Origin of the sequence: Arthrobacter sp. zg-Y750, from assembly GCF_020907365.1 — a bacterium.
In the GTDB taxonomy this organism is placed as follows: Bacteria; Actinomycetota; Actinomycetes; order Actinomycetales; family Micrococcaceae; genus Arthrobacter_B.
The window spans coordinates 1-25,654 of sequence record NZ_JAJJOC010000011.1; the positions used below are offsets into that span (position 1 = coordinate 1).

The 25,654-nt window shown below is 66.4% G+C and carries 19 protein-coding genes; 16 read left to right on the forward strand and 3 right to left on the reverse strand.

The features are described 5' to 3' along the window. Positions 1–177 precede the first annotated feature (177 nt). Complete coding sequence (gene clpX / locus LOC57_RS06945; protein WP_227911634.1) at positions 178–1,470, forward strand: ATP-dependent Clp protease ATP-binding subunit ClpX; 1,293 nt, start codon at positions 178–180, stop codon at positions 1,468–1,470. Between the two features lie 66 nt (positions 1,471–1,536). Beyond that, positions 1,537–2,154 carry a mycothiol-dependent nitroreductase Rv2466c family protein gene (locus LOC57_RS06950; protein WP_227911633.1) on the forward strand — a complete coding sequence of 206 codons (618 nt, stop codon included), beginning with the start codon at positions 1,537–1,539 and terminating at the stop codon, positions 2,152–2,154. Positions 2,155–2,222: 68 nt separating this feature from the next. Here the strand turns inward: LOC57_RS06950 and valS are convergent, their stop codons facing one another. Beyond that, entirely contained in the window at positions 2,223–4,850 is a 2,628-nt protein-coding gene (gene valS, locus LOC57_RS06955; RefSeq protein ID WP_227911632.1) for a valine--tRNA ligase, read from the reverse strand. Between the two features lie 75 nt (positions 4,851–4,925). Between valS and LOC57_RS06960 the strand changes: the two genes are divergently transcribed. The 7 genes from LOC57_RS06960 to ndk all read left to right on the forward strand — a co-directional run bounded on the left by LOC57_RS06960 (position 4,926) and on the right by ndk (position 13,884). Then, positions 4,926–5,309, forward strand: a complete 384-nt coding sequence (locus tag LOC57_RS06960) for a DUF488 domain-containing protein (RefSeq protein WP_227911631.1) — start codon at positions 4,926–4,928, stop codon at positions 5,307–5,309. A gap of 1,012 nt (positions 5,310–6,321) precedes the next feature. Beyond that, positions 6,322–7,086 carry an endonuclease domain-containing protein gene (locus LOC57_RS06965; protein ID WP_229958865.1) on the forward strand — a complete coding sequence of 255 codons (765 nt, stop codon included), beginning with the start codon at positions 6,322–6,324 and terminating at the stop codon, positions 7,084–7,086. A 10-nt stretch (positions 7,087–7,096) separates the two neighbouring features. After that, positions 7,097–7,855: an SDR family oxidoreductase gene (locus LOC57_RS06970; RefSeq protein WP_229958867.1), complete on the forward strand. Its 759-nt coding sequence runs from the start codon at positions 7,097–7,099 to the stop codon at positions 7,853–7,855. 413 nt (positions 7,856–8,268) lie between these two features. Next, on the forward strand, positions 8,269–11,574 hold the full coding sequence (gene ileS, locus LOC57_RS06975; RefSeq protein ID WP_227926132.1) for an isoleucine--tRNA ligase: 3,306 nt from the start codon (positions 8,269–8,271) through the stop codon (positions 11,572–11,574). Further along, a complete protein-coding gene (locus LOC57_RS06980) occupies positions 11,574–12,953 on the forward strand; it encodes a bifunctional folylpolyglutamate synthase/dihydrofolate synthase (protein WP_227911627.1) in 1,380 nt (459 codons plus the stop codon). The genes ileS and LOC57_RS06980 overlap by 1 nt, the downstream gene beginning before the upstream one ends. Positions 12,954–12,963: 10 nt before the next feature. Next, on the forward strand, positions 12,964–13,428 hold the full coding sequence (locus LOC57_RS06985; RefSeq protein ID WP_229958869.1) for a DUF4233 domain-containing protein: 465 nt from the start codon (positions 12,964–12,966) through the stop codon (positions 13,426–13,428). Positions 13,429–13,467: 39 nt separating this feature from the next. Next, positions 13,468–13,884, forward strand: coding sequence for a nucleoside-diphosphate kinase (gene ndk, locus LOC57_RS06990; RefSeq protein ID WP_227911625.1), 417 nt, complete (start codon positions 13,468–13,470; stop codon positions 13,882–13,884). Positions 13,885–13,956: 72 nt separating this feature from the next. Here ndk and LOC57_RS06995 read toward each other — a convergent pair whose 3' ends face one another. Further along, complete coding sequence (locus tag LOC57_RS06995; protein WP_229958871.1) at positions 13,957–15,057, reverse strand: SDR family oxidoreductase; 1,101 nt, start codon at positions 15,055–15,057, stop codon at positions 13,957–13,959. Positions 15,058–15,170: 113 nt separating this feature from the next. On the opposite strand from LOC57_RS06995, the gene LOC57_RS07000 reads away from it, so the two are divergent. Beyond that, complete coding sequence (locus LOC57_RS07000) at positions 15,171–15,809, forward strand: maltokinase N-terminal cap-like domain-containing protein (RefSeq protein WP_229958872.1); 639 nt, start codon at positions 15,171–15,173, stop codon at positions 15,807–15,809. 37 nt (positions 15,810–15,846) lie between these two features. On the opposite strand, the gene LOC57_RS07005 is transcribed toward LOC57_RS07000, so the two are convergent. Beyond that, the gene (locus tag LOC57_RS07005) at positions 15,847–16,506 is read right to left on the reverse strand and encodes a vitamin K epoxide reductase family protein (protein WP_442860138.1); all 660 of its coding nucleotides are present in this window, start codon (positions 16,504–16,506) and stop codon (positions 15,847–15,849) included. Between the two features lie 387 nt (positions 16,507–16,893). Here LOC57_RS07005 and LOC57_RS07010 point away from each other — a divergent pair, with 387 nt between their 5' ends. From LOC57_RS07010 to LOC57_RS07035, 6 genes are all read left to right on the forward strand, one after another. Then, positions 16,894–20,238: an Rne/Rng family ribonuclease gene (locus LOC57_RS07010; protein WP_229958874.1), complete on the forward strand. Its 3,345-nt coding sequence runs from the start codon at positions 16,894–16,896 to the stop codon at positions 20,236–20,238. Positions 20,239–20,616: 378 nt separating this feature from the next. Then, positions 20,617–20,928: a 50S ribosomal protein L21 gene (rplU, locus tag LOC57_RS07015; RefSeq protein WP_227911637.1), complete on the forward strand. Its 312-nt coding sequence runs from the start codon at positions 20,617–20,619 to the stop codon at positions 20,926–20,928. Between the two features lie 85 nt (positions 20,929–21,013). Beyond that, the gene (rpmA, locus tag LOC57_RS07020) at positions 21,014–21,277 is read left to right on the forward strand and encodes a 50S ribosomal protein L27 (protein ID WP_227911621.1); all 264 of its coding nucleotides are present in this window, start codon (positions 21,014–21,016) and stop codon (positions 21,275–21,277) included. 107 nt (positions 21,278–21,384) lie between these two features. Continuing rightward, positions 21,385–22,980, forward strand: coding sequence for a GTPase ObgE (obgE, locus tag LOC57_RS07025; protein ID WP_227911620.1), 1,596 nt, complete (start codon positions 21,385–21,387; stop codon positions 22,978–22,980). A gap of 52 nt (positions 22,981–23,032) precedes the next feature. Further along, entirely contained in the window at positions 23,033–24,247 is a 1,215-nt protein-coding gene (gene proB / locus LOC57_RS07030) for a glutamate 5-kinase (protein ID WP_227911619.1), read from the forward strand. Then, positions 24,244–25,611: a glutamate-5-semialdehyde dehydrogenase gene (locus LOC57_RS07035; RefSeq protein WP_229958876.1), complete on the forward strand. Its 1,368-nt coding sequence runs from the start codon at positions 24,244–24,246 to the stop codon at positions 25,609–25,611. Before proB ends, LOC57_RS07035 begins: the two co-directional genes overlap by 4 nt. Positions 25,612–25,654 lie beyond the last annotated feature (43 nt).

Here is a 25,654-nt window from a genome sequence, read left to right on the forward strand (position 1 = left end):
ACACCCCGCCGCCAAAAACCACGCTGTCGCCGGATCCGGGCGGCCCGTGGTGCGTTATTTCGCACCACGGGCCGCTCGGTTGCTGAATAGCTCTGCCAAGTGTCCTAGAGTGGAACATGGTTGGCTGGCTTGTGCTGCGGAACCGCTTTTTGAAGGACCATCTAAGGGGACTGAACTATGGCTCGCATTGGTGAGAGCACGGATCTGCTCAAGTGCTCTTTCTGCGGAAAGAGCCAGAAGCAGGTGCGGAAGCTCATTGCAGGCCCCGGCGTATACATCTGCGACGAATGCATTGATCTATGCAACGAGATCATTGAAGAGGAGCTCTCCGAGGTAGCCGATCTCGGTACCTTCGAGCTGCCCAAACCGCGGGAGATCTTCGACTCGCTGCAGGAATACGTCATCGGCCAGGAACCGGCCAAGCGTTCCCTCGCCGTCGCCGTCTACAACCACTACAAGCGCATCCAGTCCGGCCACGCCACCCGCAGCACCGGCAACCTCTCGGACGCCGTCGCTGCGGACGAGGTGGAGATCGGCAAGTCCAACATCCTGCTGATCGGCCCCACCGGCTGCGGCAAGACCTACCTCGCGCAGACCCTGGCCCGCCGGCTGAACGTACCGTTCGCCGTCGCCGATGCCACCGCCCTGACCGAGGCAGGCTATGTGGGCGAAGACGTCGAGAACATCCTGCTCAAGCTCATCCAGGCCGCTGACTACGACGTCAAGAAGGCCGAGCAGGGCATCATCTACATTGACGAGATCGACAAGATTTCACGCAAGAGCGAGAACCCCTCCATCACCCGCGACGTTTCCGGCGAGGGTGTGCAGCAGGCGCTGCTGAAAATCCTGGAGGGCACCGTGGCCTCCGTGCCGCCGCAGGGCGGACGCAAGCACCCGCACCAGGAATTCATCCAGATTGACACCACCAACGTCCTCTTTATCGTGGCCGGCGCCTTCGCCGGACTCGAGGAAATTATCGGTTCCCGGTCCGGCCGCAAGGGCATCGGCTTCGGCGCGCCCCTGATCGAGACCACCAAGGGCACGGACTCCTACGCCGAGGTAATGCCCGAAGACCTGCTGAAATTCGGGCTGATCCCGGAGTTCATCGGCCGCCTGCCGGTGATCACCACGGTGTCCAACCTGGACCGCACGGCACTGATCCGGATCCTCACCGAGCCGAAGAACGCCCTGGTCAAGCAGTTCCAGAAGATGTTCCAGCTCGACGGCGTCGAACTGACCTTCGAGCAGGGCGCCCTGGATGCCATTGCGGACCAGGCCCTGGCCCGCGGCACCGGCGCACGCGGCCTGCGTGCCATCCTGGAGGAAGTCCTGCTGCCGGTGATGTTCGACCTGCCCAGCCGGGACGACGTTGCCACCGTGGTCATCACGGCGGATACCGTCGAAAACAAGGCCGAGCCCACGCTGATCTCCCACGCGGTCGCTACCAAGCGCAGGAACAAATCTGCCTAGAGTGCGGTTGCACACGGTACTGACCGCGGCATCCAACGCCGTCGACGACCTTTGAAGGAGACCCGCATGAGTGCTGACCGTTCTGCGTCCACTGCCGATTTCTGGTTTGATCCCATGTGTCCGTTTGCCTGGGTAACCTCCCGCTGGATGGGCGAGGTGGAGCAGGTCCGGGACGTAACCACCAAGTGGCACGTGATGAGCCTGTCCGTCCTCAACGAGGGCCGCGACCTGCCCGAGGAATACCGGCAGCGCATGGACAGCGGCTGGGGCCCGGTCCGCGTGATCATTGCCGCACAGGAACTGCACGGCGACGAGTACGTCAAGAAGCTCTATGACGCCATGGGCACCCGCATCCACGACGGCGGCAACGATGACTTCCCCGCCGTGATCCGCGAGTCCCTGGACGAAGTAGGTTTGCCTGCCGAGCTGGCGCGCTTCGCCGATACGGACGAATACGACGCCCAGCTGCGTGCCTCCCACAAGGAAGGCATCGAGAAGGTGGGCGACGACGTCGGCACCCCCGTAGTGGCCTTCAACGGCACCGCGTTCTTCGGCCCGGTCCTGACGCGCATTCCGCGCGGCGAGGAAGCCGGCACCATGTTCGACGGCGCCGTGATGCTGGCCTCGAACCCGGCCTTCTTTGAACTCAAGCGCAGCCGTACCGAAAATCCCCGCTTCGACTGACACGTCAATTCGGCTGACACGTTAAAAGGCCCGGCCGGATATTTCCGGCCGGGCCTTTTGCGTACCTGCTACTCCGCGGGCGGTGCCAGTTCGACGTCGGAGACGGTCAGCTCGCCCTCGCCGACGGACAGGTTCAGTTCGCGGACATTGCCGGCGGCCTTCAGATCGGCGGAGCCGGCACGCAGCCGCGCCACGGCCCCTTCCGGAGCCGTTACCGTGGCCTTGAGGACCTCGGTGCGCTGCTTGACCTTGGCTTCGGACTTGGCCTTGCGGATGCCGCCCAGGGCGGCGGCGACCGTTCCCAGGATGCCGGCGTCGGCGTCTGCCACGGCCGTGGACAGGCCGTCCACGTTCGGCCACGGTGCCCGGTGCACCGAGCCGGCGCGCCACCAGCCCCAGACCTCTTCGGTGGCGAAGGGCAGGAACGGTGCGAACAGGCGCAGCAGCGAATCCAGGGTGGTGGCCAGGGTGGCCAGCACCGAGGCCTGCTCCGCGTCTCCTGCGGCTCCGTAGGCGCGGTCCTTGATCAGCTCCACGTAGTCATCGGTGAAGGACCAGAAGAAGGACTCCGTCAGCTGCAGTGCCTTAGCGTAATCGTAGCGTTCAAAGGCGCTGGTGGCCGCGTTGACGACGTCGGTCAGCTGGGCAAGCAGTGCCAGGTCCAGTGCGTTGGTGATCACCGAGGCGTCATCCAGCGCCACGTTCTTCTCCGTGGCGCCCAGGTTCAGGACGAACTTGGAGGCGTTGAGCAGCTTGATGGCCAACCGGCGGCCGATCTTCATCTGCGCAATCTCGTACGCGGTGTCCGCGCCCAGCTTGGCAGAGGCCGCCCAGTAGCGCACCGCATCGGAGCCGTATTCGTTGAGCACATCGGTGGGAACCACCACGTTGCCCTTGGACTTGGACATCTTCTTGCGGTCCGGGTCCAGGATCCAGCCGGAAATCGCGGCGTGCTTCCAGGGTGCGGCAGCGTTCAGGGCGTCCGCGCGTACCACGGAGGAGAACAGCCAGGTCCGGATGATGTCGTGGCCCTGCGGACGGAGGTCGAACGGGAAGACCTTGGCAAACAGGTCTTCCTCCACGCTCCAGCCGCCCACAATCTGCGGGGTCAGCGAGGAAGTGGCCCAGGTATCCAGGACGTCGGCGTCGCCGATGAACCCGCCGGGCTGGTTCCGCTGGGACTCCTCGTACCCGGGAGCAGCTTCGGCGGCGGGATCCACCGGCAGGGACTCTGATGCCGGCAGCACGGGGTGGTCATAGTCCGGGTTGCCGGATGCGTCCAGCGGGTACCAGACCGGCACCGGAACGCCGAAGAAGCGCTGGCGGGAGACCAGCCAGTCGCCGTTCAGGCCCTCGATCCAGTTCTCGTAGCGGGAGCGCATGAATGCCGGGTGGAAGTCGATTTCCTTGCCCCGGGCAATCAGGCGTTCGCGGCGCTCCTCGTCGCGGCCTCCGTTGCGGATGTACCACTGGCGGCTGGTGACCACTTCGAGGGGCTTGTCGCCCTTTTCGAAGAAGTTGACCGGGTGGGTGATCTTCTTGGGCTCGCCGTCGAGGTCGCCGCTTTCGCGCAGCATCTCCACGACGGTCTCTTTGGCGCTGAACACCGTCTTGGCGGCGAGGGCGGCGTAGTTTTCCTTCGCCTTCTCCGTGGCAATCCACTCCGGAGTATCGGCGAGGATGCGGCCGTCACGGCCGATCACGGCGCGGGTGGGCAGGTTCAGTTCACGCCACCAGGTCACGTCGGTGAGGTCGCCGAAGGTGCAGATCATGGCGATGCCGGAGCCCTTGTCCGGCTTGGCCAGCGGATGCGCCTTCACCTCAACCTCGACGTCGAACAGCGGGGACTTCACCGTGGTGCCGAACAGGCGCTGGTACCGCTCGTCGTCGGGGTGCGCCACCAGTGCCACGCAGGCCGGCAGCAGTTCGGGACGCGTGGTCTCGATGAAGATCTTCTCGCCGTCGGGGGCATGGAAGCTGATGCGGTGGTAGGCGCCGGGCTGCTCGCGGTCTTCCAGTTCGGCCTGGGCCACGGCGGTGCGGAACGTGACGTCCCAGAGGGTGGGGGCTTCGGCCATGTACGCGTCGCCGGCCCGCAGGTTGTCCAAAAAGGCGCGCTGGCTGACGGCTCGGGAGTGGTCATCGATGGTGCGGTAGGTCCGGTTCCAGTCCACGGACAGGCCCAGGGTGGAGAAGAGGTCCTCGAAGACCTTCTCATCCTCCACGGCCAGTTCCTCGCACAGTTCGATGAAGTTCCGGCGGGAGACGACGTCGAAATCCCGCTGGTTCTTCGCGGCCTTGGCCGGCGGGCGGTAGTCGGCGTCGTACGGCTTGGTGGGGTCGCAGCGCACGCCGTAGTAGTTCTGCACGCGGCGTTCGGTGGGCAGCCCGTTGTCGTCCCAGCCCATGGGGTAGAACACGTTCTTGCCGGTCATGCGCTGGTAGCGGGCCATGACGTCGGTCTGCGTGTAGGAGAACATGTGTCCCACGTGGAGCGAACCGGAGGCCGTGGGCGGGGGAGTGTCGATGGAGTAGACCTGCTCCCGGACGGTGTCCGGATTAAACGCGTACGTTCCCTCCTCGCGCCAGCGGCGGCTCAGCTTGGACTCGAGCCCCTCAAGGGCGGGCTTGTCGGGGACGGAAACGGTCTTGGGTGCGTTGTCGGGCGTGTCTGTGCCCGGGATATGTTCAGCCATGGTTTCCATTCTTCCATGCAGGCCTATGCTCTGCGGCACTGTCGGGACCGGGTTCGCCGGCAGTAGCATCCCGGTATGGCTGCCAGCAGGGAATCCTCATCCTGGAACGTGCGGATCCGGCGGATCTATGAACCGCCCGACGGCGGGTTCCGGGTCCTGGTGGACAGGCTGTGGCCGCGCGGGGTGTCCAAGGAAAAGGCGAGCCTGGATGAATGGCTGAAGGACGTGGCGCCCAGCACCGGCCTGCGCAAATGGTTCGGCCACCGTCCGGAGCGCTGGGAGGAGTTTGTGCAGCGCTACCGGGCCGAACTTGCGGACAATCCCGGGGTGGCAGACTTCAACCTCGAGTGCCGGTCCCGCCCGGATACCGTGCTGCTGTACGGGGCGCGGAACGAGAAAGAGAACGAAGCAGTGGTGCTGCGGGACTATCTGCTGGCCGTTCCCGGTCCGGGGGCGTAGGGCTCGCAGGGCAGGGCAGGGCAGGGCAGGGCAGGGCAGGGCAGGGCAGGGCAGGGCAGGGCAGGGCAGGGCAGGGCAGGGCAGTGCAGGGCAGTGCAGGGCAGGGTTGCCCATGCCGGGCCCTAGCGGTGTCGGAGCCCCAGGGCAGGCTTGTTGCCAAGGCGCTCCCGGCCGAGGGCCCTGGAATTTCCCACGCTTCGGTACGGATGTGGCTGTTGGGACCCCATCAGTCACAGGAGTCCCAGAGCGTGGGAAGTTCAGGTAGGGAAGCAGCCGGGAGAGGGGACAAGGAACCCGGGTGCGGCTGCGAGAGACGGCCGGGAGTGGGGGAGGACGGGCAGAGAGACGGCCGGGAGTGGGGGAGGACGGGCAGAGAGACGGCTGGAAGTTGGGAGATATGGAGATAGAGTCCGGCTTGTGCCCAGGATGGTTCCAGCCCGATCGCGTGCCTGGAATTTCCCACGCTTCGGTACGGATGCGGCTGCTGTGACCCCATGGGTAACAGCAGTCCCAGAGCGTGGGAAGTTCAGGTAGGGAAGCAGCCGGGAGAGGGGAAGAGTAACCCGGTTGCGGCCGGGAAAGAGCTCAGTTTCGAGGCCGGCCGGGTTGGTCACTGTCCCTCCAGAGCAGAGGAATAGGCCACGATGCAGTCCGTTCCCTCACATGACAGTTCACTGCTCGACCGGTAGACGAGTGCAACTGAGAGGGTGGCGGAATGCAGCAACTCGAGGCGTTCCTCAGGTCCAGGCACTGTCTGGCCAGGCAACGCACCCTCATAGCAAACGGGTTTTCCCAGCGGCAGGTGGATGCGGCCGTGCGTTCCGGGCTGCTTCGGCATGTTGGTCGGGGCCTCCTGGCATTGGAAGGTGCCAATCCGGCCCTGATTGGGGCGGCCTGCAACGGGGCATCGGTCTCCTGCGTTTCCGCGGCCTCCCTCTTGGGCTGGTGGGTGCTGGCACCGGCCGGCCCGGTTCATCTCCGGTGCGACAGGGCACTCACCCTCCCGGACGCAGTGCTGCATCGTGGGCGCCGCTCGGGCCACCGGCTGATAGCAGCACCCCGGGAGATTGTCCGCGACGCGTTCCGCTGTCTTCCCAGCGTGGAAGCCCTGGTGATCGCTGAGTCCGCCGTGGTCTGCAACGCCGTGGGGCTGGAAACCCTGAAACAGGAATTTTCAGGACCGAGGGACTGGCGAATCGCCCGACTGCTTGAAACCGTGCGCCGGACGACTGCCTCCCCTCTGGAGGTCTGTGCCCGGTTCCACCTCCTTGCCGCCGGTTTCCGCCCGCAGGAGGAGGTGCTGCTGCCCGGAGTAGGCCGCGTGGATTTCCTCATTGACGGATGGCTGATCGTTGAGATTGACGGCTACGCCTTCCACAGCGGGCGGACGGAATACCGGAAAGACCGGCAGCGCTGGAACTGCTCGACCTCCGGCGGATTGGTCACCTTACGGGTTACTGCCGAGATGATCCTGCACAGTCCGGGCAGATTCATCGAACTGGTACATCGCACGTGCCGGACTTGGAATCCGCTCTACCCCCGTCTGGGACCGGATGCGGCAGGCGCCAGCGGTCTGGGCCCGGATGCGGCAGGCGCCGGCCTGCTGGGCCCGGATCGAAACGGCCCGGTACGGACCGGACGGCCCCGGCAACAAATCGCCGCCGGGCAGGCACAGTCCGACCCCGGCAACAAACCGCCGCCGGGCAGGCACAGTCCCGCCCCGCGCCTACACGAACTGGTCCGTAACGAACACGGGGAAGAGGCAAACGCTGGCTAAAGTAGCTCCCATGACTGAGATCACACCCAAGCGGGCCGTAGTAACCGGAGCAAGTTCAGGCATTGGAGCCGCCGCAGTGCGGGCGCTGCGTGCCTCGGGCTGGGACGTGGTGGCGGTGGCCCGCCGCGCAGACCGGCTGCAGGCGCTCGCAGAGGAGACCGGCGCCGTCGCCATGGCAGCGGACGTCACCGATGACGCCTCCGTGGCCCGGCTGGCCAGCGCGGTCCTGGCGGACGGGGGAGTGGATGCCCTGATCAACAACGCAGGCGGAGCCTTCGGACTGGACCCGGTGGCCACCGGAAGCATCAGCGACTGGCAGCGGATGTACGACGTCAACGTCCTCGGGGCCCTGCGGATGACCCAGGCTTTCCTCCCCGCCCTGCGGGACAGCGGACGCGGCTCGGTGCTGCTGCTGACCTCGACGGCGGCGTCCACTGCCTATGAGGGTGGCGCCGGCTACTGCGCGGCCAAGTCGGGCGAGGAAATGCTTGCACGGACCCTGCGGCTGGAGGAAGCCGAGCACAACGTGCGCGTCATCGAGATTTCCCCCGGCATGGTGCGGACCGAGGAGTTCTCCCTGAACCGGCTGGGCGATCCGGCCGCGGCCGACAAGGTGTACGCCGGAGTGGAGAAGCCCCTCACCGCCGAGGACGTCGCCGAAGTGATGGCCTTTTCCCTGAACCTGCCGCACCACGTGAACCTGGACCAGGTTGTGCTGCGCCCGCTGGCCCAGGCGGCCCAGCACAAAGTCATCCGCACCGGGCAGTAACCGGGCAATAAACCGGGCAATAACCGGGCAGTAACCGGGCGAGGGCCTGCCCCCGCGGCAGACGCGGTGGGCAGGCTTTCGCCGCGCCCGGTTCGCCTGCCAGGGGCAGTGCTTCGACAATCGGCGCGGGCGTGGCCTAAACTTGTGCGAAGCAGCACTGACCCGGCCATCACCGGTGAGCTTCCGGAAGAACAGCAGGCAGCCAAACGTACGGCGGCAGGCCCAGTAGAACCGGACGGGTAAGCCCGTCACAGCAGTCAACGAGCGGCAGTCGCGCGTATCCCGGCCACGGCCGGTGTGCACACGGCGGCAAGCGAGGTGGTACCGCGGTTTACCGCCGTCCTTCGGGGCGGTCCGGAAACGCCGCCCTCGCATCCTGAATTCCACAGCCAGATTTACTTGCCGCTACCAGGATGTCGAAAATGCCTTCTGTATACCCCAAAGCCAGCACCGGCGACGGCGCTGCCGTCCCCTCCTCGCCCCGGTTCCCCGAACTCGAAGAACGCGTTCTGAAGTACTGGGACCAGGACGGCACTTTCCAGGCCTCCATCGATGCCCGCCCCGCCGGCCGCGACGGCGACAACGAGTTTGTTTTCTACGACGGTCCCCCTTTCGCCAACGGCCTGCCGCACTACGGCCACCTGCTGACCGGCTACGTGAAGGACCTGGTTGCCCGCTACCAGACGCAGCGCGGCCGCCGCGTGGAACGCCGCTTCGGCTGGGACACCCACGGGCTGCCCGCCGAGCTCGAAGCCATGAAGCAGCTGGGCATGAGCGACAAGGTCCAGATCGAGAAGATGGGCATCGACAAGTTCAACGATGCCTGCCGCGCCTCGGTGATGAAGTACTCCGGCGAGTGGCAGGACTACGTCACCCGCCAGGCCCGCTGGGTGGACTTCGAAAACGACTACAAGACGCTCAACGTCGAGTACATGGAGTCGGTCATCTGGGCGTTCAAGACCCTGCATGAAAAGGGCCTGACCTACAGTGGCTTCCGGGTGCTTCCGTACTGCTGGAAGGACGAGACGCCGCTGTCCAACCATGAGCTGCGCATGGACGACGACGTCTACAAGATGCGCCAGGACCAGACGGTCACCGTCACGTTCCCGCTGGTCGCCGGAGACAACGTGCTCTCCGCCGAACTTGAGGGCGTCAAGGCCATCGCGTGGACCACCACGCCGTGGACCCTGCCCACCAACATGGCCCTCGCCGTCGGACCCGAGGTCCGCTACGCCGTCGTGCCCGCCGGCCCGAACGGCACGCAGGCAGGGGAGGGCCGCTTCCTCCTGGCCGAGGACCTGGTCGGTTCCTACGCCAAGGACCTGGGGTACGACGACGCCGAGGCCGCCCGCGCCTCCGTCAGCGCCGTGCACCTGGGCAAGGACCTTGCCGGGCTGCGGTACGAACCGCTGTGGAACATCTACACCGACACCGAAAAGTGGGGCACGGAAAACGCCTGGCGGATAGTCACGGCGGATTACGTCACCACTACCGACGGCACCGGTGTTGTCCACCAGGCTCCGGCCTATGGTGAAGATGACCAGAAGGTCTGCGAGGAGAACGGCATCCCCGTGATCCTGTCCGTGGACGAGGGCGGCAAGTTCCTGCCCATGTTCGCCCAGACCGCGCTGGAGGACATCGCCGCCCTGCAGGTCTTCGATGCCAACAAACCCATCACCAAGGTGCTGAAGGCCGAAGGCCGGCTGCTTCGCCAGGCCAGCTACGAGCACAGCTACCCGCACTGCTGGCGGTGCCGGAACCCGCTGATCTACAAGGCCGTCTCCTCCTGGTTCGTGGAGGTCACCAAGATCAAGGACCGCATGGTCGAACTGAACCAGCAGATCAACTGGATCCCGGAGAACGTCAAGGACGGCCAGTTCGGCAAGTGGCTGGAAAACGCCCGCGACTGGTCCATCAGCCGCAACCGCTACTGGGGCAGCCCCATCCCGGTCTGGGTTTCGGATGACCCCAACTACCCGCGTACCGACGTTTACGGTTCGCTGGCAGAAATGGAAGCCGACTTCGGCCGCCTGCCGCTGAACAAGGAGGGCAAGCCGGACCTGCACCGCCCGTTTATCGACGAGCTGACCCGGCCCAACCCGGACGACCCCCGCACCCCGGAAGAGGGCCAGTCCACCATGCGCCGCGTGGAGGACGTGCTGGACGTCTGGTTCGACTCCGGATCCATGCCGTACGCCCAGGTCCACTACCCGATGGAGAACGCCGACTGGTTCGAGCACCACAACCCGGGCGACTTCATCGTGGAGTACATCGGCCAGACCCGCGGCTGGTTCTACACGCTGCACGTGCTCGCCACCGCACTGTTTGACCGGCCGGCGTTCCGCAACGTCAGCAGCCACGGCATTGTCCTGGGCTCCGACGGGCAGAAGATGTCCAAGTCGCTGCGCAACTACCCCGACGTGTCCGAGGTCCTGGACCGCGACGGCTCCGATGCCATGCGCTGGTTCCTGATGGCCTCGCCCATCCTGCGCGGCGGCAACCTGATTGTCACCGAACAGGGCATCCGCGACGGCGTCCGCCAGGCCATCCTGCCGCTGTGGAACGTCTGGCACTTCTTTAGCCTGTACACCAACGCCGCGAACAACGGCAACGGCTACGAGGCGAAGGCCCGCTACGACTCCACCGAGCCGCTGGACCGCTACCTGCTCGCCGCCACCGGCGACCTGGTGCGGGAAATGACCACGGCCCTGGACACCTACGACGTGTCCGTGGGGTGCGAGATCCTGCGCGCCTACATGGACACGCTTACCAACTGGTACATCCGCCGCAGCCGCACCCGGTTCTTCGACGAAGATCCGCAGGCGTTCGACGTGCTGTACACGTGCCTGGAAACGGTGTGCCGCGTGGCTGCCCCGCTGCTGCCGCTGATCGGTGAGGAAATCTGGCGGGGCCTGACCGGCGGACGCTCGGTGCACCTGACGGATTGGCCGGATGCGGACCTGTTCCCGAAGGATCCGGACCTGGTGGCACGGATGGACCTGACCCGCCGCATTGCCTCGGTGGGTTCCTCCCTGCGCAAGGGCGCGAACCTGCGGGTCCGCCTGCCGCTGTCCGAAATGACCGTCGTCGCGCCTGACGCACAGTCCCTTACGGGCCAGTTCGCCGCGATCATCGCCGACGAACTGAACCTGAAGAACGTGCGTCTGGTCGACGCCGCGTCCGCGGACCCGGCCGAGTTCGGCATCAGCCAGAAGCTCGTGGTTAACGCCCGCGCTGCCGGCCCCCGGCTGGGCAAGAACGTGCAGACGGCCATCAAGGCCGCCAAGTCGGGCGACTGGTCAGTGGACGACGCCGGCACGGTCACCGCGGGCGGGCTCGCCCTTGAAGAGCACGAGTACACGCTCGAAACCGTGGTGGAGTCCGGCGAAGGTGAATCGGCCAAGGCCGTTGCCGTGCTGCCGGGCGGCGGGTTCCTGGTGCTGAACACCGAGGTCACCCCCGAACTGGCCGCCGAAGGCACCGCCCGCGACGGCATCCGCGCCATCCAGCAGGCCCGCCGGGACGCCGACCTGCACATCAGCGACCGCATCCGCACCCGGATCAGCACCGGCGAAGCGGAAGCAGCAGCCCTCGAGGCCAACATCAGCCTGATCAAGGCTGAAACCCTCACCGCGGACCTGATTGTTGTCGGTGACCTCACGGTCACGGACGACGAGAAGGACAGCGGGAAATTCATCGTCACAGTGGAGAAGATCTAATGAGCGCAGCAGACCGTCCGTCCGGTTCGATTGACGGTTTCTCGGTGGAGAGCGTGTACGCCGAGCTGCTCAGCCGTGCCCCGGAAAACAAGATGGAGCCGCGCCTGGCTCCGCTCTTCCGGGCCATGGAAGTGCTGGGGGAACCCAACAAGGCGTTCCCGATCATCCACATCACCGGCACCAACGGCAAAACGTCCACGGCCCGCCTGATTGAAGGCGGGCTGCGCGCCTACGGGCTGCGGACCGGCCGCTACACCAGCCCGCACCTGACCCGGGTGACGGAGCGGATCAGCATTGACGGCGAGCCCGTCAGTGACGAAACGTTTGTCCGGATCTGGGACGAGATCCGCCCCTACCTGGACATTGTCGACGGCGAGCTGGAGGCAGCGGGGGAGCCGCGGCTGACCTACTTCGAGGCCCTGACCATCCTGGCGTTCGCCGTCTTCGCGGACGAGCCCGTGGACGCGGCAGTCATTGAGGTGGGACTGGGCGGCATCACCGATGCCACGAACGTGGGCGACGGCACCGTTTCCGTCATTACGCCCATCTCGCTGGACCACACCGAACTGCTCGGTGACGACGTCGCCGACATCGCCTATGAGAAGGCGGGCATCATCAAGGAGGGCGGTTTCCTGATCAGCGCCGCGCAGCCCATGGAGGCCGCGACGGTGCTGCTGGAGAAGGCACGCGAGACGGGCGTGCCGTTCCGGTTCGAAGGCGTGGAGTTCGGCGTCGAATCCCGCGTAATGGCCGTGGGCGGACAGATGGTCACCGTCAACGGCCTGGCCGGGCGCTACGAGGAGCTGCTGGTTCCCCTGCACGGCGCGCACCAGGCGCAGAACGCGGCAGTCGCCGTCGCGGCCCTGGAAGCGTTTATCGGCGGAGGTTCCAAGGAGCTCGACGTCGAACTGCTCCGTACCGGGTTCTCCACCGTGACCTCGCCCGGCCGCCTGGAAGTGGTCCGCACCGCGCCCACCATCGTGGTCGACGCCGCGCACAACCCGGCAGGCGCCCGTGCCTCGGCCGAGGCGCTGCGTGAGTCCTTCAACTTCACCACTTTGGTGCTGGTGGTGGGGATCCTGGCGGAGAAGGACGCCGTCGGGATCCTCAGCGAGCTGCGTGAGCAGCTTGGAGACCTGGTCAGCACCGTGGTGCTGACCCAGTCCAATTCCCCGCGGGCAATCCCCGCCGAGGAATTGGTCCAGGACGCAGTGGACGCCGGTTTCGCGGACGAGGACATCCGGGTCGAAGCAGGACTGGACAACGCACTGGAACTGGCCGTGGCCAAGGCCGAAGAGAACAACGACCTTGCCGGCGGTGTCCTGGTGGTCGGTTCCATTACCCTGGTCGCCGAAGCGCGCACCCTCCTCGGAAAGTAGGTCGGCTGATATGGCAAAACTGACCAAGGCACAGCGCGAATGGCGTCCGGGCATGCCCAAGAAGCGCCGTTCGGTGAAGGTAATGTTCGCATCCACGGTGCTGACGCTCGAAGCGTTCGTAGTGCTCTTCGGGACCCTCGCCGTTTTCGGCCTGCACCGCGGGACCCTTTCGCCCGTGCTGCTGCTGGGCGGCGGCATCCTGCTGGCGGCGGCGCTGGTTGGCACCTGCGCCGTGCTGTCCAAGCCGGCCGGACCGCTGATCGGCTGGATCCTGCAGCTGGTCATCATTGCCACCGGCTTCCTGGAGCCGACCATGTTCTTCGTCGGTGTGCTGTTTGCGCTGACCTGGTGGTACGGCCTGCGGGCCGGGATGCGGCTGGACCGGGAGAACCGGGAACGGGACCGAATGCAGGCCGAGTGGGAGCAGGCCCATCCGGAAGAGGCCGGGCCTTCAACGGCACCGGGCACCGACTAGGCTTAGAACCAGTTACCCGAACTTCCAAGGAGATACATCGTGAGCATTGAGCGCACACTTGTCCTGGTTAAGCCCGACGGCGTCGAGCGCCGCCTCACCGGCGCCATCCTGGCCCGGATCGAGGCCAAAGGCTACACCGTGGCTGAACTGAAGAAGACCGCAGCCACCCGGGCCATCCTCGAAGAGCACTACGAGGAGCATCAGGGCAAGCCGTTCTACGAGCCGCTCGTTGAGTTCATGCTCAGCGGTCCGGTTGTAGCGATGGTCCTGGAAGGCGAACGCGTCATCGAGGGCTTCCGATCGCTGGCCGGCACCACGGATCCGACGACGGCGGCCCCGGGCACCATCCGCGGCGACTTCGGCCGTGACTGGGGTACGGCCGTGCAGCAGAACCTGGTCCACGGTTCCGATTCGCCCGAATCAGCCTCCCGGGAAATCGGCATCTGGTTCAAGTAACCCGTCAGGCAGAAAAAAGGGTCGGCACCCAACGGGTGCCGGCCCTTCCTCTGCCCGGGGGGAGGGGCACTGCTACGGAATGAGCTTTTCGTCCCGCAGCCGTGCGAAGAGTTCCTTGAAGGCGTCTTCGGTGCGGCGGTAGCCGGTGAAGCCTGCCAACCGGCTCTTGCTCATGTCGGTCAGCACCTCCACGTTCCGGCCCAGGTCGGCGTCGGTGTGCCACCATGACGCCAGCCTGGTGATGTCGGTTTCGGCGAGCCCGTGCCGGACGGCCAGCTCCTTCCAGGCCTCCTCCATGCCGGCCATCTGCTCCTCGAGCGGACGGGGAACGGTGTCGAAGCCTTCGGGCGTAACGCCGAATTCTGCAGCCAGCCGCGGCCAGAGTGAACGCCAGCGGAAAACGTCGCCGTTGACCACGTTGTAGGCCTCATTGGCGGTGTTCGGGTCCGTGGCCGCCCAGAGCATGTGCTCGGCAAGCAGCCCGGCGTCGGTCATGTCCGTGATCGAGTTCCACTGGGTTTCCGAGCCCGGGAAAATAAAGGGCAGGCCCAGTTCCTTGCAGAGGGTGGCCTGCACAGCGAGGGTCTGGCCCATGTTCATGGCGTTGCCTACGGCGAAGCCGATCACCGTGTGGGAGCGGTGCACGGACCAGGCGAAGCCCTGCCGCTGCGCCGCGGCCATCAGTTCGTCTTCCTGCGCGTAGTAGAAGTTGTCCACGGGCAGCCGCGGTTCCTCTTCCGAGAACGGCGTATCCGGCATGGGGCCTTCGCCGTACGCTTCGAAGGGGCCCATATAGTGCTTGAGGCCGGTCATCAGCGCCACGTGTTCCAGCGGCGCGTCTTCCAGTGCTGCCAGGAGGTTCCGGACCATGCCGGCATTCACCGCGATGTTTTCGACTTCGGTTTCCTGCCGGGACCAGGAGGTGAAGAAGACGTGCGTGGGACGCGCATCCTTCAGCGCTGCTGCGAGCGACGCCGGCGAGGTCAGGTCAGCGGCTACGGGGATGACCCCGGGCCGGGACGGATCGGGGCTGCCGCCCTTGCGTGAGAGGGCCAGCACTTGCCAGCCCTCCCGGGTGAGCAGTTCGACCAACGCCGCGCCTGCGATTCCGGTGGCACCGGCCACGAGCGCTGTGCCCGGTGTGTTTGGGCCTGCGGATGTTGTCCTAAGCATGGATCTCCTTACGGTTTCCGGCGGCAGAAAGTGCCTGCGCCTTCCTTTGCGGCAACCGGAATTGCAGCGGGGATATTCCACCCGCACGCGCTGATCATGCCTATGCTGTCCGCATGGCACTCATCTATGACGCAGAGCTGCGTCCGGGAAAACTGGAACTGATCTCCGACTGGCTGCCGAGGGCGCGGTGGTTTCCCTCGACGGAACCGGTCACGGCACGGAAACTCGGGGCCTTCCGCTTTGAGGACCCGGAAGGCGCAGTGGGGATTGAAACCCTTATTGTTGCCGCCGGTTCACTGGTGGTTCAGGTACCCCTGACCTACCGGGATGCACCGCTGGCCGGTGCGGAGCGGTTCCTGATCACCGAGATGGACCACTCGGTGCTGGGCCGCCGCTGGGTCTACGACGCGGCCGGGGACCCGGTGTACGCGGCCGCGCTGGAAGCGGCGCTCTTCTCTCGGCAGGGCCAGGCACCCCAATACACCGAGCGCGACGGCGTGCGCGAACTGCTGCCCGAGTCCATGCGGGTCTTCACCAGCGGGATGCCCGACGGCGCCGAACTGGCGGACGCGCCGGCGGAAGAACCGCAGGACTGGACCGTGTCCGTGCTGGAGCAGAGCGGCTGGGAGCTCTCAGTGGTCCGGTTGCTTGACCTGGACGGACGCACGGCACCGGACCCCTCGCTCCAGGCGACCTGGGAAGGCCAGGATTTCCCCGTGGTGCTGGCATGGGGAATGCCGAACGCGGGCTAGGCAGGGAGGGCCGGGCACCGCCGCGGCGGCTACGCCGTTAGCTTCCGATGAAGGAATTCATAAAGCGGAAGAAGATGGACGCCGCCGTGGCCACCCAGAGCAGGACAACGATGGCCCAGGCCCACTCCGTGAGGAACCGCACCAGCCCCGCCGGTGCCGGAATGACGCCCGCTGCAAGGTTGCGGATGGTGGTGAACACGAACAAAGGAATCATTGCCGCCCACACCACGATGCAGTAGATGCACAGTACGTAGATATCGAACAGGGCCTGGCTCCACAGCCACACAACGAAGACCATGCCCAGGGTGACGCCTGCCTGCAGGCCCACCCAGTACCAGCGGGCAAACTGTGCGCGGGCCAGCAGGCCCACGGCGGTGGTGATGGTGACGGCGAAGGCCACAATGCCGATCAGCGGGTTGGGGAAGCCGAAGAGCGAGGCCTGCCAGGTCTGGAAGACCGTTCCGCAGGAGACCCAGGGGCTGATGTCACAGCTGGTGATGTAGTTTGCGTCGGCGTACACATGCAGCCGTTCGATGACCAGGATGCCCGAGGCAAGCCAGCCAATTACGGACGTGGCGAGCAGGGTCCAGATAAAGGGCCGCCGTTCCGGCCCAACGGCCTGTGCCGATGCCGCCCGGGACGGGGCGGGGTCAGCAGGCCGGACGCCGGAAGTTTGACGGGCTGCGCTGGAGGGCACGGAAGCTCCTTTTACCGAGTAGTTGTCTGCGTCGAGTCTAAGGGTTCATACGGGCCAAAAAGGCGGCCATGTGAGATAATGTCTTTGGCTGGTGACGGAACCACATTCCGCCATCGGTCCAGCGACAGGCTTCCGGTTCTGCCGGTGACGCTTCCCATGCAGTTCGCCCATCAATCCGGGTGGGAACCAGGGAATCCGCCGATCAGACCGACCCATAGCCGTGCCGCTGGTCTTCGAGTGATCCCGCGCCCCACAGTCGGCGCGACCTCGGATGACATCCAGACGACTTCCGGCCGGCGGGCAGGCTGCGATGCCACCGCACGGCCGACACATTGCCCTTCGGCATTGGAATGTGGCCAGTGCCGCAGGGCCGGAGCATAGGCCTAAATGAATAACCAGAACGACTTGACCAATGAACTAGTTGCAGAAGGTACCGCCGCAGGGGAAGGGGCTTCGCAGGCCCAGCCGGCCGTCAAGAAAGCCACCCGCACCCGCCGCAAGTCATCATCGCCGGTCACCTCGCCGGCAAAGACGCAGGAACCGGCGCAGGAACAGTTGCCGGAAGCTGCCGCCGTTCCTGACGCCGAAGACTCGGCTGCCGCCGTTGCCGAAAAGCCCAAGCGTGTCCGCGCCCCCCGCAAAAAGGCCGTATCCACGGCTGCCGTGTCTGCACCGGTTGAATCTGTAGCAGCCGAACCGGCCGCGGGTCCGGAGGCCGTCCCCGCAGCGGTAACGCAGGAGCATGCAGCAGGCGACGTCGTCGAGCCGGCTGCCGCGGAAGCGGATGCCCCCGCCAAGGCGGTGCGCCGGCGCCGCGCCCCCGCCAAGAAGAAGCCAGCGGAAGCACTTGAAGCCGAGACCTCCGCTGCCGCAGCTGAGCCGGTGCATGCCGCGGTACCCGCAGCAGATGAAGTGCCTGCAGCAGATGAAGTGCCTGCATCAGATGAAGTGACACTGGCCGCCCGCCCCGAGGCGGAAGCCGAAGCCCCGGCGCCGAAGACCCGGACCCGCCGCCGTGCCGGCACGCCCGCCGGTCCGGCCCGCTCTGCGGAAGCAGCAGCTCCGTCCGCCGAAACCGCCGCGGAGCCCGTACTCCCGGACGCAACTGAGTCGGCCGCGACCGAAGCGGCTGCACCCGCAGGCCCCGCATCGGCACTGGATCCGTTTGCGGTTCCCGAATCACCCACCTCGGTGCTCTTCCATGCCCCGGACCTTTCCGCCGTTCGCTCCCTGCCCGTGGTCAAGGCTGCGGACACCGACCCGGCCGCAGAAGACGACGAAGAGTCTGCCGATTCCACCCGGTCCCGCTCGCGCCGCAGCCGGCGCAGCCGCAGCCGTGCCGGGGCCGAGGCAGGCACCGGTGAGGAGAACGCTTCAACCGGACCGGAGGACAGCGAGGCCGGCGGCGTGACCTCCCGCCGCCGCCGCCGTCGCCGGCGTGGAGATGCAGATCTGGAACTGACCGGGGGAGCGGACGACGATCCGCCCAACACGGTTACCCGGGTCCGCGCCCCGCGCGCCCATGCCGACGCACCGGCGTCGGACCGCGTGACCAGCGTCAAGGGTTCCACGCGTCTGGAAGCCAAGAAGCAGCGCCGCCGCGAGTCCCGCGAGTCCGGCCGCCGCCGCCACGTGATCACCGAGGCCGAGTTCCTGGCGCGCCGCGAATCCGTTGACCGGCAGATGATTGTCCGCCAGCGCGACGAGCGGATCCAGATCGGCGTGCTTGAAGACGGCGTGCTGGCGGAACACTTTGTATCCAACACCCAGCAGGACTCCCTGATCGGCAACGTATACGTGGGCAAGGTCCAGAACGTGCTGCCCAGCATGGAAGCCGCCTTTGTGGACATCGGCCGCGGCCGCAACGCCGTGCTGTACGCCGGCGAGGTCAATTGGGACGCCGCCGGCCTGGACGGCCAGCCGCGCCGCATCGAGCTGGCGCTGAAGTCCGGCGATTCCGTACTGGTGCAGGTCACCAAGGATCCCGTAGGCCACAAGGGCGCCCGGCTGACCAGCCAGATCTCCCTGCCCGGACGCTACCTGGTGTACGTGCCGGGCGGCTCCATGACCGGCATTTCCCGCAAGCTGCCGGACGTGGAACGCAACCGGCTGAAGAAAATCCTCAAGGACCACCTGCCGGAGAACGCGGGCGTTATTGTCCGCACGGCTGCCGAAGGTGCCAGCGAGGAAGAGTTGATGAATGACATCAACCGCCTGCGTGCCCAGTGGGAAACCATCGATGCCAAGGCCAAGTCCACCAAGACGCTGCCCCCTGAACTGCTCTACGGCGAACCGGACCTGACCATCAAGGTGGTCCGTGACGTCTTCAACGAGGATTTCTCCAAGCTGGTGGTTTCCGGCGAGGAAGCCTGGGACACCATCGAGGCCTACGTGACCTACGTGGCCCCGGACCTGGTGGGACGCCTGGAGAAGTGGACCAAGGACGAAGACATCTTCGCCGCGCACCGCATCGACGAGCAGATTGCCAAGGCACTGGACCGCAAGGTCTTCCTGCCTTCCGGCGGCTCGCTGGTGATTGACCGCACCGAAGCCATGACCGTGGTAGACGTGAACACCGGCAAGTTCACCGGCAGCGGCGGCAACCTGGAAGAAACCGTCACCAAGAACAACCTGGAGGCAGCCGAGGAAGTGGTCCGCCAGCTGCGGCTGCGCGACATCGGCGGCATCATCGTCATCGACTTCATCGACATGGTCCTTGAAGCCAACCGCGACCTGGTGCTCCGGCGCCTGGTGGAATGCCTGGGCCGCGACCGAACCAAGCACCAGGTAGCCGAAGTGACCTCGCTGGGCCTGGTCCAGATGACCCGCAAGCGGATGGGCACGGGTCTGCTGGAAGTCTTCGGCGAGACCTGTGAACACTGCGAAGGCCGCGGCGTCATCACGCAGGATGTCCCGGTGGAACACCGCCGCAGTACCAGCCACACGCCCGCTGCCGCCCCGGCGCATGCCGTTGGCGAGGACAACCACCAGCAGCACCTCAAGCAGGAGAAGCAGTCCCGCGGAGACCGGAAGCGCAACCGCAGCCGGGATCGGGACCGTGTGCAGCCGGTCCAGCCCGCTGAGCAGCAGCCCGCTGCGGAGGAGCCGGACCATGGGGACGCCGACCGCCAGGCAAAGGCAGAGGCGGCCCGTGCAGCCCTGGCCAGCATTGCCGCAGCAACCGCGGCCGCCCACGAGGTGGTCGAAGCTGCCGCCAACGGCAACGGGGTATCAGATGCCGCCGCAGCCGAGGCAGACGAAGCCCAGGCAGACGGAGGCGACACCGAGCCCGGTGCCGTCCTGAACATCCAGGGTGAGACCGTGGTGGTGCCGCGCCGGCAGCGCCGCCGCCCGGTGAAGGAAGAGCCTGCCCTCACGCTGGAGAGCCTCACGGAGGCCTTCAACGAGGTGGCTTCCGCCGTTGCCCACGAACCGGCCGCTCCGGCGGCTCCTGAACAGCGCAGTGAGGATCAGGACGCTTCGGAACAGCGCAGTGAGGATCAAGACGCTCCGCAGAGTGCTGCCGCACCAGCGCCGGCCCGCCCGGCCCGTCGCCGCAGGGCTGCCAGCAGCCCGCAGGGCGCAGCGGAGGTCACCGCACCCCGGCACTATGCCTCTGCTGAACCGTCTCGGCATACGGTCACGGCCGAGCCTGCGGCACCGGCGCCCCGCGAAGAGAAGGCCGGCGCCCCGGTCATCCTGGGTGTAGGCGTGCCCGCGTCCGAACTGTAGTACCGCGAGGTGCCGGCAGCGCCGGTGCCTGTTGGGCGGCGGGGTCCATATGGACCCTGCCGCCCTTGGCATTTAATCCGGCGCGGCTGTCCGACACGGCCCGGAGGGCCGGAAGGGTCCGATGCCGGGAACAGCGCCCGGATAGGATAAAGTAGGAGCCGAGCAGTGGCACTGGCAGTCGGTGGCGCGCAGGTCCAACGTGCATATGCAGAACGCATTTGCGGGTTATGGTCCCGTTAGCGTAGCCTTGAACTTCGGTGCGAACGCCTTCCAACCGTTTATCGGTTCAGGCAGAACTGCATGGCGCAAGGCGGGCACAATTCTGGCCCCGCCAAATGCGCATCCAAGTATTAAACGTCGAGAGAAGTGAGTTCCCAAGTGGTGTACGCGATTGTCCGCGCTGGCGGCCGCCAAGAAAAGGTTTCCGTCGGAGACCTCGTAACCCTGGACCGCGTCCCCGGTGGAGCCGGTAGCACCTTTGAGCTGCCTGCCCTGCTTTTGGTTGATGGCGACAAGGTCACCTCTGCTGCACAGGACCTGGCCAAGGTTACCGTGACGGCAGAAATCATCGAGAACTTCCGGGGTCCGAAGATCGTCATCCAGAAGTTCAAGAACAAGACCGGCTACAAGAAGCGTCAGGGCTACCGCTCCTCGCTGACCAAGGTCAAGGTTACGTCCATCAACTCCTGATCCTCCGCCCCGGCTTCACGGCCGGGAACGCGGGAGTGATCCCGCCTGTGGGTTTCAATATCAGTTAGCAAAGGCAGGCAAAGAAATGGCACATAAGAAAGGTGCGAGTTCCACTCGCAACGGTCGCGACTCCAACGCCCAGTACCTCGGCGTGAAGCGTTTCGGCGGCCAGGTTGTCAAGGCAGGCGAAATCATCGTTCGCCAGCGCGGCACCCACTTCCACCCGGGTGAGGGCGTTGGCCGCGGAGGCGACGACACCCTGTTCGCCCTGGCAGCAGGTGCAGTTGAATTCGGCAGCCGTCGCGGCCGCCGCGTCGTGAACATCGTGGCTCCTGCAGCCGCCGAGTAATCACCGGCAATTAGCTTTTCCGACGGGGCGGGCCTTGATGGCCCGCCCCGTCGTTTTTTAAGCCAAGTAGAATTGGCATGATCAAGAAGTTCCTTTGAAGGAGAACCATGGCCAGCTTTGTAGACCGCGTAGTGCTGCACGTTTCGGGCGGTACGGGCGGCCATGGTTGCGTGTCCGTCAAGCGTGAAAAGTTCAAGCCGCTGGGCGGGCCCGACGGCGGCAACGGCGGCGACGGCGGCGACGTCATCCTGCGTGTTGACTCCCAAACCACCACCCTGCTCGATTACCACCACGCCCCCCACCGCCACGCCACCAACGGCGGCAACGGCATGGGCGACTGGCGCGCCGGCAAGACCGGCGAGACGCTGATCCTCCCGGTTCCGGACGGCACCGTCGTGAAGAACAAGGACGGCGAAGTGCTGGCGGACATGGTTGGGGAGGGCTTCGAATACATCGCTGCCGCCGGTGGCCAGGGCGGCCTCGGCAACTCCTCCCTTTCCTCGCAGAAGCGCAAGGCTCCCGGGTTCGCGCTGCTGGGTATTCCCGGCGAGGAAGCGGACATTGTCCTGGAGCTGAAGTCCATCGCCGACATTGCACTGGTGGGCTTCCCGTCCGCCGGCAAGTCCTCGCTGATTGCGGCCATGTCCGCGGCCCGCCCGAAGATTGCCGACTACCCCTTCACCACGCTGATCCCGAACCTCGGCGTCGTCCAGTCCGGCGATGTGCGCTTCACCGTGGCGGATGTGCCCGGCCTGATCGAGGGCGCCTCCGAAGGAAAGGGCCTCGGCCACAACTTCCTGCGCCACGTCGAACGCTGCGCCGCCCTGGTGCATGTGCTTGACTGCGCCGCCCTGGAGACGGACCGCGACCCCATCGGCGACCTGGAAATCATCGAGCGCGAACTCGAGAAGTACGAAGTGGACATGAGCTACGCCGGCACCGACGGCGACGTCGTGCCGCTGAACCGCCGCCCGCGCCTGGTCGCACTGAACAAGGTGGACGTCCCCGACGGCCGCGACATGGCCGAATTCGTCCGTCCGGAACTGGAAAAACGCGGCTACCGCGTGTTTGAGGTCTCCGCCTCCAGCCACGAGGGCCTTCGTGAACTTGGGTTCGCCATGGCCGGGATCGTCAAGGACGCCCGCGACGCCGTCGAGCAGGCTCCGCCGCGCATCCAGCCGCCGGTCCTGAAGCCGCGCGGCGTCAACTACAAGGGCGGCTTCATGATCCGCCGCGAGGAACGCAACCTTGAGCCGCTCTTCCGCGTCCTGGGCGAGAAGCCGGTGCGCTGGGTCCAGCAGACCGACTTCACCAACGATGAAGCCGTGGGCTACCTGGCTGACCGCCTCGCCAAGCTGGGCGTGGAGGAGAAGCTGTTCAAGGAAGGCGCCAAGCCCGGCGACGCCGTGGTGATCGGCGAGGGCGACGGCGTCGTCTTCGACTGGGAGCCGACCATGATCGGCGGCGCGGAACTGCTGGCTGCCTCCCCGCGCGGCAGCGACATCCGCGTGGAGGACTTCTCCCGCCCCACCCGCGAAGAGAAGCGCGAAGACCACCAGAAGCGCAAGGACGCCCGTGCGGCGGCCCGCGCGGAACTCGAATCCGAGCGCCGTGCCGGCATCTGGACCGAGTCCGTGAACTACAAGCACAACCCGCGCCCCGCAACGGCCGATGAAGCGGCAGAGGGTAACGAAGGGGAGTAACCCCTTCACAGTCCGGCCACGGAGGAGGCTCAGCGCTTAGGCTGGGCAGGTTATGAGTGAACTCACCGAATCACCCCCGCCTGCCCGCCGTGCGCTGACCTCCCGTTCCGGATTGGCGCGCGCCCGGCGCGTGGTGGTCAAAGTAGGCTCCTCGTCGCTGACTTCCGTGGCCGGCGGCATCTCCGATGCGGCGCTGCGGTCCCTGGCGGACGTGCTGTCCGCACGGCACGCGCAAGGCACCGAGATCATCCTGGTCTCCTCCGGTGCCATCAGCGCCGGGCTGGCCCCGCTGGGCCTGGCTCGGCGCCCCGCGCAGCTTTCCTCCCAGCAGGCGGCCGCCAGTGTGGGGCAGGGCCTGCTGATGGCCCGGTACACGGCTGCGTTCGGGGCCCACGGCGTCACCGTGAGCCAGGTCCTGTTGACCATCGAGGACCTCATGCGGCGTACCCACCACGCCAACGCGCACCGCGCCATGGAACGGCTCCTGAACTTCGGTGTACTGCCGATCGTCAATGAAAACGACGCCGTCGCCAGCCACGAAATCCGCTTCGGCGACAATGACCGGCTCGCCGCCCTCGTGGCGCACTTGGTCAAGGCCGACGCGCTCATTCTTCTTTCCGACGTCGACGCCCTCTACGACGGTCCGCCCGGCGAGGGTGCGCGCCGCATTCCCGAGGTCACCGGCCCGAAGGACCTTGCCGATGTACGCATCGGCAAGGTCGGCAAGGCAGGGGTGGGCACCGGCGGGATGGCCACCAAGGTGGAAGCGGCCACCATTGCCGCAGAATCCGGCATTCCCGCATTGGTGACCTCCACGGCCAACGCCGCGGCCGCGCTGGCCGGTGAGGACGTCGGCACCTGGTTCACCACCCGCGGGCGCCGCCAGTCCATCCGCCTGCTATGGCTGGCGCACCTGGCCCGGATCCAAGGCACCCTGGTGCTGGACGACGGCGCCGCGCGCGCTGTGGGGGAGCGGCACCGTTCGCTGCTGCCGGCAGGGATCGCCTCGGTGGAAGGACGCTTCGAACCCGGAGACGCGGTTGCCCTGGCCGATACCGCCGGCCGGGTGATTGCCCACGGGCTTAGCAACTACGGGTCCGATGAACTGCCCTCCATGCTGGGCCGTTCCACCCGGGAACTGTCCCGTGAGCTCGGCCGCGGCTACGAACGCGCCGTGGTGCACGTGAATGACCTGGTTCTGCTGCACCAGGCCCAAACCGCCGTACCCGCGCCTGAAACCGGTGCCGGTCCTACACTGGAGGCATGAATTCCGTGAACACAAGCGAGGCAAGCGTCGGCACCGGCACTGACGGGACAGCTGCAGACGGGACAGCCGCAGCGCCGGAGCCCGAAGCCGGTGCGGTCTCCGAGGAGAACGTCGAAGCGCAGGTCCACGCCGTGGCCGACCGTTCCAGGGCTGCCGCGCGGCGGCTCGCGCGCGCCAACCGGGCCTGGAAAGACCGCGCCCTGCTGCGGATTGCGGACAACGTCAGGGCCGGACGGGAAGTGATCCTTGCGGCCAATGCCCGGGACCTGGCCGCCGGCCGGGAAAACGGCACCTCTGCAGCCATGCTGGACCGGCTCGCCCTGACGGCTGAACGCATTGCCTCCCTCGCGGCGGCACTGGAGAACCTGGCCGGCCTGCCGGACCCGGTGGGCTCCGTAGCCCGCGGCCAGACGCTCCCCAACGGCTTGCGGCTGCGCCAGGTGCATGTGCCCATGGGCGTGGTCGCGGCCATTTACGAAGCCCGGCCCAACGTCACCCTGGACATTGCCGGTCTGGCGCTGAAAAGCGGAAATGCGGTGATCCTGCGGGGCGGCAGTGCCGCCGCGGCCACCAACGAGGTGCTGGTGCAGATCATCCGGGATTCACTCGAGGATGCCGGGCTGCCCGCGGACGCCGTGCAGAGCGTGGACCGGTACGGCCGCGAAGGCGCCGCTGTCCTGATGAAAGCCCGCGGCCGGGTGGATGTGCTGATTCCCCGCGGCGGCCGCTCGCTGATCCAGTCCGTGGTTACCAATGCCACCGTTCCGGTGATCGAAACGGGGGAGGGGAACGTGCACATTTATCTGGACCGCACCGCACCCGTGGAAATGGCCGTCGAGATCCTGCTGAACGCCAAAACCCAGCGGCCCAGTGTCTGCAACACGGTGGAAACCCTGCTGATCCATGAGGCAGCTCCGGCCGCTCCCGACGTCTTGGCTGCCCTCGCGGCGGCCGGGGTGCGCCTGCACGCCGATGCCCGGGCCATGACGCTGCTGCCCGACGGCGTCACTGCGGCACCTGCCGACGACGCCGACTGGGGGCGCGAGTACATGGATCTTGACCTGGCTGTGGCGGTGGTGGACAGCCTGGACGAAGCTGTGGACCATATCCGGCGCTGGACCACCGGCCATACCGAGGCGATCATCACCAATGACTTGGCCAACGCGGAACGCTTCATAGCCGAGATCGACTCGGCGGCAGTGATTGTGAACGCCTCGACCCGCTTCACGGACGGGGGAGAGCTGGGACTGGGCGCCGAAGTGGGCATTTCGACCCAGAAGATGCACGCCCGCGGGCCCATGGGACTGAAGGAACTGACCACCACCAAATGGATCATCCAAGGCGACGGACAGATCCGCGGCTAGCGGCAGCCAACCGCGGCCGGGAGCGGCCCGGCTGCGATGTGCA